Raw genomic sequence first — 14,427 nt, forward strand, 5'->3', positions numbered from 1 at the left:
ACTCAACTGTGCGGAGGTGGGACGACGAAATCGAATTCTAACGAATTACCGATTTCTGTCCCACTCTCTTTTCTTATTTATTCACGTTTTCCCATTTCCAGTTTTGAACTTCTGGAATGTCGTCTCCGTTTTCACGGATGTAGTCATGGTGGAAGGCGATTGTTTCATCCATCTTCGCTGCAAATGCGCTTGCTGCTTCTCCAAGAGCTGCATTAGCTGCATCTTGTGCCAAGTGGAAGCGATCCAACTCAGACATCACACGCATATCAAATGGTGTGGTGATATCCCCGTTTTCACGGTAACCATGTACACGAAGGTTATGATTGTGACGGTTAAAGAAGATATCACGGATCATGCCTTCGTAACCATGGAAGGCAAAGATAACTGGTTTATCAGTTGTGAAGACTTTGTCAAATTCTTCATCTGAAAGTCCACGCGCATCAACGGATGGGTGACGCAATTTCAAGATATCCACAACGTTGACAAAGCGGATCTTCAATTCTGGGAAGGCTTTGTGCAAGATTGTGATAGCTGCAAGAGCTTCTAAGTTTGGCTCTGTACCTGCAGCTGCAATAACAAGATCTGGCTCTTCATCTGCTGAAACAGTTGATGCCCAATCGATCACCTTGTATCCTTCACGAACCAATTCTTCTGCTTCAGCTGCTGAGTAGAATTGAGGACGTGGGTGTTTAGAAGAAACGATCAAGTTGATCATATCTTCTGCCTTGAAAGCTTCATCCATCACCGCAAGCAAGCTATTGGTATCTGCTGGCAAGTACTCGCGGATATATTCAGGAGTTTTTTCTGCCAAGTGAGTCAAGATACCTGGATCTTGGTGAGTGTAACCATTGTGGTCTTGTTGGAAGACAGTTGAAGTTGCAATCAAGTTCAAGGCTGGGTAGTTTTTACGCCATGTTGTATGTGTCTTAGACTTACGCAACCATTTGAAGTGTTGAGTAATCATAGAATCCACGACACGAAGGAAGGATTCGTAAGAAGCAAAGAATCCATGACGACCTGTCAAGACATATCCTTCAAGCATACCTTCTGCTTGGTGCTCTGACAATTGAGAGTCAATGACACGACCAGCAGGGCTCAAGGCTTCATCGTAGTCTGGTTTCATACGTCCTAACCATTGACGGCTTGTACGAGTGAAGACTTCTTGAAGACGGTTTGATTTGGTTTCGTCTGGACCAAAGATACGGAAGTTATCTGGGTTCGCATCTACCAAGTCTGCCGCATACTTACCAAATTCGATCATGTCTTGAGCCATGATTTCACCTGGTGTGTTGAATTGAAGGGCATGTTTCTTCCAATCAGCTGTGTTCATTGGTTTGATCACACCAGCATTTGTGATTGGGTTCATAGCCATTCGACGGTCACCTTTTGGTGCAATTTCAGCAATTTCAGGAACTAGTTTACCAGTTTCGTCGAACAATTCAGCTGGACGGTAAGATTCCAACCATGAAAGAAGGGCATCGACATGCTCCATGTGGTGAGCATCTACTGGGATTGGAACTTGGTGCGCACGGAATCCACCCTCGATTGGTGTTCCTTCCCATGCTTTTGGACCAGTCCAACCCTTAGGAATACGAGCAATCAAGACAGGATATACTGGTTGAGTTGCTTCTTCAGCAGAACCTTTACGAGCTTCTGCTTGGACTTTCTTGATTTCTTCAATTGCTTCATCCAATTTTTCAGCGAACAAAGCGTGTGCAGCTTCGTGGTCTTCTGAAATTGCAGTGACATTCGCAAAGATTGGTTTCCAACCAAGACCTTCAAAGAAGAGGGCCAATTCTTCGTCTGTTTTGCGTTCGAAGATGGTTGGGTTGTGGATCTTCCCTCCGTTGAGGTAGAAGATTGGAAGGATAGCCCCATCATTGACTGGGTTCAAGAAGGTATTTGACAACCATCCTGCCATCAATGGACCTGTTTCACCTTCACCATCACCGATAACTGTGGCAGCAATCACATCTGGATTATCCAATACAGCACCTGCAGCGTGAGAAAGGGCATAACCAAGTTCTCCACCTTCGTGGATAGATCCTGGTGTTTCAGGCGCCGCGTGAGAAGCGATTCCTCCTGGGAATGAGAAGATCTTACACAAGTGTTTGAAACCTTCTTCATTTTGAGGGATGTTTGGATTCAATTCAGTATAAGAACCATCTAAGTATGAGTTTGATACCATTACTTGTCCACCGTGACCTGGTCCTTCAATGTAGAACATATCCAAGTCGTATTTGTTGATGGCACGGTTCAAGTGAGCATAGATAAAGTTTTGCCCTGGTACAGTTCCCCAGTGTCCGATTGGGTGAGCTTTCAAGTCATTTTCAACGACTTCGCGCTTCAACAATGGGTTATCTTTCAAGTACATTTGAGCAGCTGAAATGTAGTTGGCTGCACGCCACCAAGCGTCTACTTTATCCAAGTAAGCTTTGCTGTTATAATCGACAGTCATCTTGTCTCCTCACAATTTCTAGACAGGTCTGTTGGACAACCTGTACGTTTGATGAATAATTTAAACAATCTGTTTTCCAGTCAAACAGATGATATTGAAGAAAATATTCAATATTACTTCTATTCTATCAAGAATTTCCCTTTTTGTACATTAGAAAGTAAGAAAAATATTCTTTGAACATCAAATTTTAATTTTCTACTAAAGTGGTCCTATTCCCTACAGGGATAGGTTTTAAAAAAAGACTTTGCTGATTTTTGCAAACGAGCAAAGTCCCAAATGAAATGGAGTCGGTTAAATGACTTTTTGACCTTTCTTGTAGACATCTGTCACGAGATTTGTCGCAAAGAAATAGAAGAGATAATCTAGATTTGGTGCATCAAAGATGGTAATGTCAGCCTGTTTGCCAACATCGAAAGAGCCGATTGTTTTAGCACGATCAACTGAATAGGCTGCATTGATGGTCACCGCATTGAGAATTTCTACTGGAGTTAGGCGCATCATGAAGCAACCCAGATGCATGGCAAACTGGAGATTGGCTGTTGGACAAGACCCTGGGTTGCTGTCCGTTGTTAGGGTGATAGCCATCCCAGCGTCCAACATCTTACGAGCCGGTGCATAGGTATCTTCCATGAGGCTGAAGGTTGTAGCAGGCAACAGATTGCCGATAACTTTGGCTTTTGCTAGTTTTTGAATCCCTTCATCCGTAATCACCATCAAGTGTTCTGCACTAGTAGATTCCAATTCAGCCGCCACGTCAACACCACCAATGGATTCGATTTCATCGGCATGAATCCGCAGTTTGAAGCCCATCTCCTTAGCTTTAGAAAGAAGATAGCGGGATTCATCTGCTGTAAAGACACCTTTTTCACAGAAAATATCACAGAACTCAGCTAGCTTTTCTTCCTTCACTTTGGGAAGCATTTGCTCCACAATGAGATCTAAATATTCTTGGGAACGGCCCTTGTATTCTGTTGGGATCGCATGGGCTGCCATAAAGGTTGATACCAGATCAATTTCATGATCCCGGTCCAAGGCAGCTACTACATCTAGTTGGCGTTTTTCAGTTTCCCAATCCAAACCATAGCCACTCTTGGCTTCGACAGTAGTCACCCCATGACGCAACATGTAATCCAACAGTCGTTCGGACTTGTCATAGAGATTATCGAAGGAAGCTTCTCGTGTCGCCCGAACCGTGCTCAGAATTCCACCGCCTTGAGCGAGGATGTCTAAGTAAGAAACACCTGCTAACTTTTTCGCAAATTCATGTTCACGACTGCCTCCATAGACCAAGTGGGTGTGGCAGTCAATCAGGCCAGGAGTCGCAACTTTTCCTTCACAGGATTTCACTTCCGTATGGTCATCAATCAGTTCTGGATCTGGTTGACCTGTCCCAACTGCAAGAATCTTTCCATCTTTAATGGCGATATAAGCATCGGAAAGAATTTTTGCCTCTGCCATCTCCTTGCCATAGAGAGGATGACCTAGATCATTCGGACAAAACAATTGGTTAAAGTGGGTTAATAGGATATCAGCAGACATATGAAACATTCCTTTCTATTTCCATTGTTATTCATTTTACAATTCTACAGGAAAAGCGTCAAAAAAAAGTCAAAAAGTTTTTCCCTCATTTTTTTTTGCTTTATTAAAAATTATATTTTTTTTTGACTCTTTATTGACGTTTCTTCGATACAATAAAGAAAATATAAATTCACAGTCCAACTATAAGGAGGGTTCTGCTATGTCATTTATAGACGAGAAAGAAATTGCAGCTGCTATGTCTGTCAAACTTGACTTTGATGTCCTACCTGAAAAGGCGACTTTTCAAGAAGGCATCCGTCGTGCACCTGATAGAGGCTTCCGCTTAACGCAAGCTCAGACTGAAATTGCCCTTAAAAATGCTTTGCGTTACATTCCTAAAAAATTCCACCAAGAGTTGATCCCAGAATTTCTGGAAGAACTGAGAACTCGCGGTCGGATCTATGGCTATCGCTTCCGTCCAAAAGATCGGATCTACGGAAAACCAATCGATGAGTACAAAGGAAAATGCACAGCTGCTAAGGCTATGCAGGTCATGATTGACAACAACTTGAGCTTTGAAATTGCTCTTTATCCATATGAATTGGTCACTTATGGGGAAACAGGATCTGTCTGTGCCAACTGGATGCAATACAACTTGATCAAGAAATACTTGGAAGTCATGACAGAAGACCAAACCTTGGTGGTTGAATCTGGTCACCCTCTTGGCCTCTTCAAATCGAAACCAGAAGCTCCTCGTGTCGTCATTACCAACGGTCTCTTGATCGGTGAGTATGACAACATGCGCGACTGGGAAATTGCTGAAGAGATGGGAGTGACCAACTACGGTCAGATGACGGCTGGTGGCTGGATGTACATCGGTCCACAAGGGATCGTTCACGGTACTTTCAACACCCTTCTCAATGCTGGTCGTCTCAAACTCGGTGTGCCTGATGATGGCGACTTGACCGGTAAACTCTTTATTTCATCTGGTCTCGGTGGAATGAGCGGAGCTCAAGGGAAAGCAGCTGAAATCGCAAAAGCGGTGGCCATCGTCGCTGAAGTGGACCGCTCTCGGATCGAAACTCGTCACTCTCAAGGCTGGATTAGCCAAGTGACAGACAGTGCCGAAGAAGCTGTGAAATTAGCTCAAGCAGCACTGGAAGCTGGTGAATCCACTTCGATTGCCTACCATGGTAATATCGTAGACTTGCTCGAATATGTCAACGAACACCAAGTCCATGTTCATCTCTTGTCTGACCAAACCTCTTGCCACAACGTTTATGATGGTGGCTATTGCCCAGTTGGCATTAGTTTTGAAGAACGGACACGTTTGCTGGCAGAAGACAAAGAAACCTTCCGCCGTTTGGTTGATGAAACCTTGGCTCGTCACTTTGCAGTGATCAAAGCCTTGACAGCTAAAGGTACTTACTTCTTCGACTACGGTAATGCCTTCATGAAATCTGTTTACGACTCAGGCATCAAGGAAATTTCTAAGAATGGCTTGGATGACAAAGACGGCTTCATTTGGCCATCTTACGTAGAAGATATCATGGGACCTATGCTCTTTGACTATGGTTATGGTCCATTCCGTTGGGTCTGCCTCAGCGGTAAACACGAAGACTTGATTGCAACTGACCATGCAGCCATGGAAGCGATCGATCCAACTCGTCGCTACCAAGACCGCGACAACTACAACTGGATTCGCGATGCGGAAAAGAACCAACTGGTGGTTGGTACACAAGCACGTATCCTCTATCAAGATTGCATGGGCCGTGTCAACATTGCTTTGAAATTCAATGAACTCATTCGCCAAGGCAAGATCGGACCGGTCATGATCGGACGTGACCACCACGACGTATCTGGTACAGATGCTCCATTCCGTGAAACATCAAACATCAAAGATGGTTCGAACGTCACTTGTGACATGGCGGTTCAATGTTACGCTGGTAACGCTGCTCGAGGTATGAGTCTCGTCGCTCTCCACAACGGTGGTGGTACTGGTATCGGTAAAGCTATCAACGGTGGATTTGGTCTCGTCCTAGACGGTAGCCACCGGATCGATGAAATCATCAAGTCTGCCATTGCCTGGGACACTATGGGTGGGGTTGCTCGTCGGAACTGGGCACGGAATAACCATGCCATTGAAACAGCGATCGAGTACAACCGTCTCCATGCAGGAACAGACCACATCACCATTCCGTATCTGGCAGATGAAGATTTGGTCAAAGAAGCCGTTCAAAAATTGTTTTAACATCAAAAAATAAAAACTGAGAAAGGGGAGGAAAATGCAAAGACTCCTCCTCCCCAACTTCTCCTATAAAAAGAGGTAATCATATGGCAAAAATTGTTGAGTGTATTCCAAACTTCTCTGAAGGACGCAATCAAGCTGTGATCGACGGATTAGCAGCAACAGCAAAAAGTATTCCAGGTGTCACTTTACTAGACTACTCGTCTGACACCAGTCACAACCGCAGCGTCTTTACACTCGTTGGGGATGAAGAAAGCATTCAAGAAGTGGCTTTCCAATTGGTGAAATACGCTTCTGAAAACATTGATATGACCAAGCACGAAGGCGAACACCCTCGTATGGGGGCAACAGACGTTTGTCCATTCGTTCCCGTTAAAGATATCACTACAGCTGAATGCGTTGAGATTGCTAATAAAGTGGCCGAACGCATCAATCGTGAATTAGGTATTCCAATCTTCCTTTACGAAGATGCTGCAACTCGCCCAGAACGGAAGAACTTGGCTAAAGTGCGTAAAGGACAATTTGAAGGAATGCCAGAAAAATTGTTGGAAGAAGACTGGAAGCCAGACTACGGTGAACGCAAGATTCACCCAACTGCAGGGGTTACAGCTGTCGGTGTCCGGATGCCACTCGTTGCTTTCAATATCAACCTTGATACAGACGACCTAGAGATTGCCAATAAGATTTCTAAAATCATTCGTGGATCAAGCGGTGGATACAAATACTGTAAAGCGATCGGTGTCATGCTAGAAGATCGCAACATCGCCCAAGTCTCCATCAACATGGTCAACTTGGAACAATTCCCATTGTATCGTGTTGTGGAAACCGTTCGTTTCGAAGCACAACGTTACGGTGTTCGCATCATCGGAACAGAACTTATCGGACTGGCTCCTGCTAAGGCTTTGATCGACTCTGCTGAATACTACTTGCAATTAGAAGACTTTGACTACAGCAAACAAGTCTTGGAAAATCACTTGTTGGGTTAGAAAGGGAGTTCTATGAAACTAGTTGACTTAAGTATTACGGAGTTTGCCAAAGTTCTTGGTTCAGATGCTCCAGCTCCAGGTGGTGGTTCTGCTGCTGCTCTATCTGCTGCGAATGGGATTTCCCTTACAAAAATGGTCTGTGAACTGACCATTGGAAAGAAAAAATACGCAGAATTTGAAGACCATATCAAAGGGGTTCATGAAAAAAGCGCTCAACTCCAAGACCAATTACTAGAAGCCATCGACAAGGATACAGAAGCTTTCAACGTCGTATCAGCTGTCTTTGATCTTCCAAAAGAAACCGAAGAAGAGAAAGCTGCTCGTCGTGAAGCCATGCAAAAAGCTCTGAAACATGCGACAGTATCTCCTTTCTCTATGATGGAACTCATCGTTGAAGCTCTTGAAACCACCAAAGAAGCTGTTGGCAAGTCCAACACCAATGCGGCTAGTGACCTAGGGGTAGCTGCTCTGAATCTTAAAGCTGGCCTTCAAGGTGCTTGGCTCAATGTCTTGATCAACATTTCAGGAATCAAGGACCAAGACTTCATCCAAGAATACCACGGCAAGGGACTCAAACTTCTCCAAACCGGTTCTGATCTTGCAGATAATATTTACCAAACCATTTTAGAAAGTCTATCTTAAACCTAGCAAATAAAAATAAAGAAAGAAGGGATTCTATGGTTTTATCGGATATTGAAATTGCCAATTCTGTCCAAATGAAGCCCATCACCGATATCGCTGCTGAACTTGGATTGACTGAAGACGACATTTCGCTCTACGGAAAATACAAGGCAAAAATTGATAGCAACCAACTGGAACAACTCAAGGATAAGGAAGATGGAAAGCTGATCCTCGTGACAGCCATCTCACCAACACCTGCTGGAGAAGGAAAGACAACCACCTCTGTTGGCTTGGTCGATGCTCTTTCAGCTATTGGTGAAAAAGCCGTCATTGCCTTGCGCGAGCCTTCTCTTGGCCCTGTCTTTGGGATCAAGGGTGGAGCTGCCGGTGGCGGGTACGCCCAAGTGGTTCCAATGGAAGATATCAACCTTCACTTTACCGGAGACTTCCATGCCATTGGGATTGCCAACAACTTGCTTGCAGCCTTGATTGACAACCACATCCATCATGGCAATGAGTTGGGCATCGATTCTCGTCGCATCACCTGGAAACGGGTGGTCGACATGAACGACCGTCAACTCCGCCATATTGTCGACGGCCTTCAAGGAAAAACAAACGGGGTTCCTCGTGAAGATGGCTTTGACATCACCGTGGCTTCTGAAATCATGGCCATTCTCTGTCTCTCAGAAAATATCCTTGACCTCAAAGAACGCCTCGATCGCATCATCATTGGGTACAACTACCAAGGACAACCAGTGACAGCCAAAGACCTCAAAGCGGGCGGTGCTATGGCTGCCGTCCTTAAAGATGCCATTCATCCAAACTTGGTGCAAACCTTGGAGCATACTCCTGCCATCATCCACGGCGGACCATTTGCCAATATTGCTCATGGCTGTAACAGTGTGCTGGCTACTAAACTAGCCCTCAAATATGCAGACTATGTCGTGACAGAAGCTGGCTTCGGAGCAGACCTCGGTGCTGAAAAATTCATCGATATCAAGTGCCGCATGGCCGGGCTCAAACCTGCTGCCGTTGTCCTCGTCGCAACCATCCGTGCTCTCAAGATGCATGGTGGAGTTGCTAAAGCGGACCTGGCTACTGAAAATGTCCAAGCCGTTATTGATGGACTACCAAACCTAGACAAACACTTGGCCAACATCCAAGAAGTCTATGGACTACCTGTGGTCGTTGCCATTAACAAATTCCCGCTGGATACAGAAGCTGAGCTAGAAGCTGTCTATGAATCTTGTAAGAAACGCAATGTAGATGTGGTCATTTCAGATGTCTGGGCAAAAGGTGGAGCTGGTGGTCGTGACTTGGCTGAAAAAGTCATTCAACTGGCTCAAGAAGAAAACCACTTCTCTTATGTCTATGATGAAGAAGACAGCATTGAAACAAAATTGACCAAGATCGTCACAAAAGTCTATGGTGGTAAAGGCATCAGCTTAACACCAGCGGCCAAGCGCGAACTCAAAGAATTGGAAGCTCTGGGCTTCTCAAACTACCCAATCTGTATGGCCAAAACCCAATATTCCTTCTCAGATGATGCGAAGAAGATGGGAGCACCAAAAGACTTCACTGTTAAAATCAGTAATCTTAAGGTGGCTGCCGGAGCTGGCTTCATTGTAGCTCTCACTGGTACCATTATGACCATGCCTGGCCTACCTAAAGTTCCTGCCAGTGAAAAGATTGATATCGATGCCCACGGCAATATCACTGGTCTCTTTTAAGAAAGAAGGCGTCCTATGGTGACTCTCCTTCATCTTACCCCCGCAGATTATCAAATTTCTACCTGGTCCGGTGGCCAAACCACCCAACTCTTTCTCTCCCCAGAGGGAGGAAGCTATCCAGATCGGACCTTTGACTTCCGCCTCTCTACTGCAACGGTAGAGGTTGAAAAAAGTAACTTTACCGATCTTACCGGCTACCACCGAATCTTGATGCCCTTGAATGCCTCCATTAGGCTCACCCATCACCATAAAGAAGTGGTTTTGAACCCCTTTCAAAGCTACTTCTTTGATGGGGGAGATCCTGTATCTAGCCAAGGGACTTGTCAAGACTTTAATTTGATTTACAAACCTTCTTATCAGGGGCATATGAGTGCTATATCCCCAAAAGAGAGTGTCAAAAGTCAGAGTCGCTATCAATTGATCTACGCTCTCTGTCCACTAACACTCGAATGGGGAACCAATCATTCTCAAACCCTCCAAACTCACGAGCTCCTGGTGATCGAACAAGCATCTCCTCTTCAAGAGATGACAATCACGTTTTTACCCCATCAGTCTGGGGAGCAACCGATTGCTATCTGGACTGGACTACAATAATGTTCACAAAGGAGAAACATTATGAACGGAGCACATAAACAGTCGATTGAGGAACAAGAAAAAGCGAAATTCAGCTTTAGCGGTGCCACTCTTTACGGTATCAACGCCGTCATCGGATCTGGTATCTTTCTCCTCCCTCAAAAAATTTATTCTGGCCTCGGACCAGCTTCTCTAGCTGTCATGTTCGGGGTTGCTATTCTCGTCATGCTACTATCAGCCTGTCTGGCTGAAACAGCTGGCTACTTCGACAAAAACGGTGGAGCCATGCAATACTCAAAAGCCGCTTTCGGAGACTTCGTTGGCTTTAACGTTGGGATTCTCGGTTGGGCCGTTACTGTTATCGCTTGGGCTGCCATGTTAGCCGGCTTTGCTAAGATCTTCATCATCACCTTCCCAGCATTTGAAGGCTACAACCTTCCGATCAGTATCGGTATGCTGATTCTCTTGAGTCTGATGAACATTGCTGGTCTGAAAACCTCTAAGATGTTTACTCTGACAGCTACCGTTGCAAAATTAATTCCAATTGTCCTCTTCTCACTCTTTGCCATCTTCTTCATTTCCGGTGGGGTGAGCAAGGGCAACTTCACACCTTTCCTTCAATTGGAAAGTGGAACAAGCCTCTTCAGTTCTATTTCTAGTACAGCCGTCTACATCTTCTACGGTTTCATCGGATTTGAAACCATGTCTATCGTTGCAGGGGAAATGCGCAACCCTGAAAAGAACGTTCCCCGCGCTATTCTAGGTTCTATCAGTATTGTATCTGTTCTCTACATGTTGATCATCGCAGGAACAATCGCCATGCTTGGTGGTCGCATTATGCAAACTGGTGCACCAGTACAAGATGCATTTGTCGAAATGATTGGCCCTATCGGAGCTCCACTTGTTTCTTACGGAGCCCTCATTTCAATCGCCGGTCTAAACATCGGTGAATCCATCATGGTCCCTCGTTTTGGTGCCGCATTAGCAACTGAAAAACTCTTGCCAGAAGGGCTTGGAAAAACAAACTCTAAGAATGCCCCTGTCATTGCCATTATCATCTCTGGTATCTTCGCTTTCTTACTCTTGTTATCTGGCTCTTTCGAATCATTAGCAACCTTCAGTGTTGTCTTCCGTTTCTTCCAATACATTCCAACTGCTTTGGCAGCTATCAAACTCAGAAAAATGTACCCAGACAAAAAGGTTACCTTCCGAGTACCATTTGGTCCCGTTATCCCAGTTCTAGCTGTTGTCATCAGTATCTTGATGATTGCAGGGGACAACATGATGAACTTTGTTTGGGGTGCCATCGGTCTCGTGATCGCAAGTGGACTCTACTTTGTTTTCCACGGTGATAAACTACACAAATCTAAAGTCCTTCCTCACTAATTTTCTTTACACAGTAGATGGGAACAGAGACGGGAGCGAAGCTCGGTTTTGCTCCCTACCCCATCTAGGACTCCACGAATGTCAAACCTGGGCCCTTTTCTCTAAGACTCTTCTCAAACTTCTTAAGATCAATAGACAATGGGCTCATGTTTGGTATTCAAACTGAAGTATACACATCTACTTCCACAGAACAATTATTCATAATCGGAGGTTTTATATGACTCAATTGATTCATTTAGACGGCAATAGCTTAACACTCGAAGACGTCATCGCTGTAGCTCGCCATGGTGCCCAATGTGAGCTTGACGAACAAGCAAAAGAAGCTGTCGTCGCATCCCGTAAAATTGTCGATGATATCGTCCGTGAAAAACGAGTTGTCTATGGTGTGACCACTGGCTTTGGTTCCCTCTGTAATGTCAGCATCTCTCCAGAAGATACTGTTCAACTGCAAGAAAACTTGATCCGAACACACTCATCTGGTTTCGGTGATCCACTTCCTGAAGATGCCGTTCGTGCCATCATGCTGATCCGTATCAACTCGCTCTTGAAAGGCTATTCTGGCATTCGTCTGTCAACTGTTGAAAAACTGTTGGAATTGCTCAATAAAGGAGTCACTCCTTATATTCCTGAAAAAGGCTCTCTCGGAGCTTCTGGAGACTTAGCACCACTTGCTCATATGGTTTTACCAATGCTAGGTCTTGGACGCGCCTACTACAAAGGAGAACTTCTCAGTGGCCAAGAAGCCTTAGATCGTGCTGGTATTGAAAAGATCCAATTGGCTGCCAAAGAAGGGCTTGCCTTGATCAACGGTACGACCGTCCTAACGGGTATCGGTGCTCTTGCGACTTATGATGGTATCCAACTGCTCAAACTGTCTGACATTGCCGGTGCTCTCTCAATGGAAGTCCACAATGGGATTACCAGTCCATTCGAAGAAGACCTCCATACTATCCGTCCTCAAAGTGGACAATTGGCAACTGCTCGCAACATCCGTAACCTTCTTGAAGGAAGCAAGAATACCACTGTTGCGACTCAACAACGGGTCCAAGATCCTTATACACTTCGCTGTATCCCTCAAATACATGGAGCCAGCAAGGATTCTATTGCTTACGTAAAAGAAAAAGTTGAAATCGAAATCAACTCTGTCACAGATAACCCAATCATTACCAAAGAAGGACACGTCATCTCAGGAGGTAACTTCCACGGTGAACCAATGGCGCAACCATTTGACTTCTTAGGCATTGCCCTTTCTGAAATTGGGAACGTATCTGAACGTCGGGTGGAACGCTTGGTCAACAGCCAACTCAGTAAATTACCATCCTTCTTGGTCAAACACCCTGGACTCAACTCAGGCTTCATGATTACCCAGTATGCTTGTGCATCCCTTGCATCGGAAAATAAAATTTTGGCTCACCCTGCTAGTGTCGATTCTATTCCATCTTGTGAAAACCAAGAAGATTTCGTCAGCATGGGAACGACTGCCGCTCGTAAAGCAGCAGAAATTCTTAAAAACTCACGTCGCATCGTTGCTACTGAAATCATGGCAGCTTGCCAAGCTTTGGATCTCAAGCCAGAAAATCATGAACTTGGTAAAGGTACAAAACCAGCTTATGAGCTGATTCGTCAAAAACTGAACTTCATTGAATTTGACAAAGATATCGAAATCTTTGAAGAACTTAATAAAGCATCTGCTGTTGTCGAAAGCGAAGAATTCTTAGCAACCATCGAAAAAGCAGTTGACTTAAGCATTCAATACTGATACAGTAAGAATAAAGCAAAACAGAGGCTGGCGATCTTCTCAGCCTCTGCCTGCTTTCAGAAAAATAAGGGAGGCGACAAGCTTGCTCACAAACTACTATCCAATGACCTACAGCTACTACCAAGGTAGCATCGAGGACAATCCCTACACGGCCAAATGGGGAATGGTCACCAAATTTTTAGACCTAAACGACGAGACCCTCACTCCATTTGAGGGGATGACCTTTGGGATCATCGGCTTTAAGAGCGACAAAGGAGTCTATATCAATAATGGGCGTGTAGGAGCAGTCGAGGGTCCTACAGCCATCCGTTCTCAAATCGCTAAACTTCCATGGCACTGGGGAACCAATGTGACAGTGTATGATGTGGGAAATATTGACGGGCCTAACCATTCACTAGAAGAACTCCAAGAAAGTCTCTCACAAGCGATCCAGCGCATGTACCAATTAGGGATCCAACCCATTGTCCTAGGAGGCGGTCACGGAACTGCTTACGGCCACTATCTAGGGATTCAATCCAGTTTAGAAAAAGATGAACAACTGGCTGTGATCAATCTGGATGCCCACTTTGATTTGCGACCTTACGACCAAACCGGTCCCAATTCTGGAACAGGTTTTCGTCAAATGGCTGATCATGCGAAAGAAAAAGGTCAGGACTTCCCTTACCTCATCCTGGGGATCCAAGAGCACAATAACAACCTCTTCCTCTTTAATTACGTTGCTAAAACACCAAGCATTGATTTTTTAACTGGCCAAGATCTCTTCCAGATGAGCCACCAAGCCATTCTGGATCGAATCGATCAATTTTTAGAAAACCAAACCGCAATCTATCTGTCTATCGATATGGACTGCTTTGCGGTCGGTTCTGCTCCAGGTGTTAGCGCCATCCAATCACTTGGTGTCGATCCTAAACTAGCCCTCCTGCTTCTCCAACACATTGCTGCTAGTGGTAAGCTAATCGGATTTGATGTCGTGGAAGTTTCTCCTCCTCATGACATTGACAATCATACTTCAAATCTTGCTGCGACCTTTATCTTTTACTTGACCCAAATATTGGCGCAACAAAAACTGAACTAAGAAGATTTCTACACACATAAAAAGCATAGAAACACCCATTACTAGGGTATTTCTATGCTTTTTCTTCATTTTC

Annotated in this window: 10 protein-coding genes; 8 read left to right on the plus strand and 2 right to left on the minus strand. The window is 44.8% G+C overall.

Features of this window, described 5'->3' with window-relative positions:
- Positions 1 to 73: 73 nt before the first annotated feature.
- Positions 74 to 2,458: a phosphoketolase family protein gene (locus tag NFR56_RS07180; RefSeq protein ID WP_049517932.1), complete on the minus strand. Its 2,385-nt coding sequence runs from the start codon at positions 2,456 to 2,458 to the stop codon at positions 74 to 76.
- A gap of 291 nt (positions 2,459 to 2,749) precedes the next feature.
- A complete protein-coding gene (gene hutI, locus NFR56_RS07185) occupies positions 2,750 to 3,997 on the minus strand; it encodes an imidazolonepropionase (RefSeq protein WP_118227865.1) in 1,248 nt (415 codons plus the stop codon).
- A gap of 199 nt (positions 3,998 to 4,196) precedes the next feature.
- Here hutI and NFR56_RS07190 point away from each other — a divergent pair, with 199 nt between their 5' ends.
- From NFR56_RS07190 to hutG, 8 genes are all read left to right on the plus strand, one after another.
- Entirely contained in the window at positions 4,197 to 6,227 is a 2,031-nt protein-coding gene (locus NFR56_RS07190; protein WP_049490357.1) for a urocanate hydratase, read from the plus strand.
- Between the two features lie 83 nt (positions 6,228 to 6,310).
- Positions 6,311 to 7,210, plus strand: coding sequence for a glutamate formimidoyltransferase (gene ftcD, locus NFR56_RS07195; RefSeq protein ID WP_118227864.1), 900 nt, complete (start codon positions 6,311 to 6,313; stop codon positions 7,208 to 7,210).
- Positions 7,211 to 7,222: 12 nt separating this feature from the next.
- Complete coding sequence (locus tag NFR56_RS07200) at positions 7,223 to 7,852, plus strand: cyclodeaminase/cyclohydrolase family protein (RefSeq protein WP_070466505.1); 630 nt, start codon at positions 7,223 to 7,225, stop codon at positions 7,850 to 7,852.
- Between the two features lie 35 nt (positions 7,853 to 7,887).
- Positions 7,888 to 9,561, plus strand: coding sequence for a formate--tetrahydrofolate ligase (locus tag NFR56_RS07205; protein ID WP_003008645.1), 1,674 nt, complete (start codon positions 7,888 to 7,890; stop codon positions 9,559 to 9,561).
- 15 nt (positions 9,562 to 9,576) lie between these two features.
- Positions 9,577 to 10,155, plus strand: a complete 579-nt coding sequence (locus tag NFR56_RS07210) for a HutD/Ves family protein (protein WP_003013270.1) — start codon at positions 9,577 to 9,579, stop codon at positions 10,153 to 10,155.
- A gap of 21 nt (positions 10,156 to 10,176) precedes the next feature.
- Positions 10,177 to 11,520: an APC family permease gene (locus NFR56_RS07215; protein ID WP_251458374.1), complete on the plus strand. Its 1,344-nt coding sequence runs from the start codon at positions 10,177 to 10,179 to the stop codon at positions 11,518 to 11,520.
- Between the two features lie 217 nt (positions 11,521 to 11,737).
- Positions 11,738 to 13,279, plus strand: coding sequence for a histidine ammonia-lyase (gene hutH, locus NFR56_RS07220; RefSeq protein WP_251458376.1), 1,542 nt, complete (start codon positions 11,738 to 11,740; stop codon positions 13,277 to 13,279).
- A gap of 82 nt (positions 13,280 to 13,361) precedes the next feature.
- Positions 13,362 to 14,354: a formimidoylglutamase gene (gene hutG / locus NFR56_RS07225; RefSeq protein WP_024054987.1), complete on the plus strand. Its 993-nt coding sequence runs from the start codon at positions 13,362 to 13,364 to the stop codon at positions 14,352 to 14,354.
- Positions 14,355 to 14,427: the final 73 nt, after the last annotated feature.

Source organism: Streptococcus caecimuris (assembly GCF_943193075.1).
GTDB lineage: Bacteria > Bacillota > Bacilli > Lactobacillales > Streptococcaceae > Streptococcus > Streptococcus caecimuris.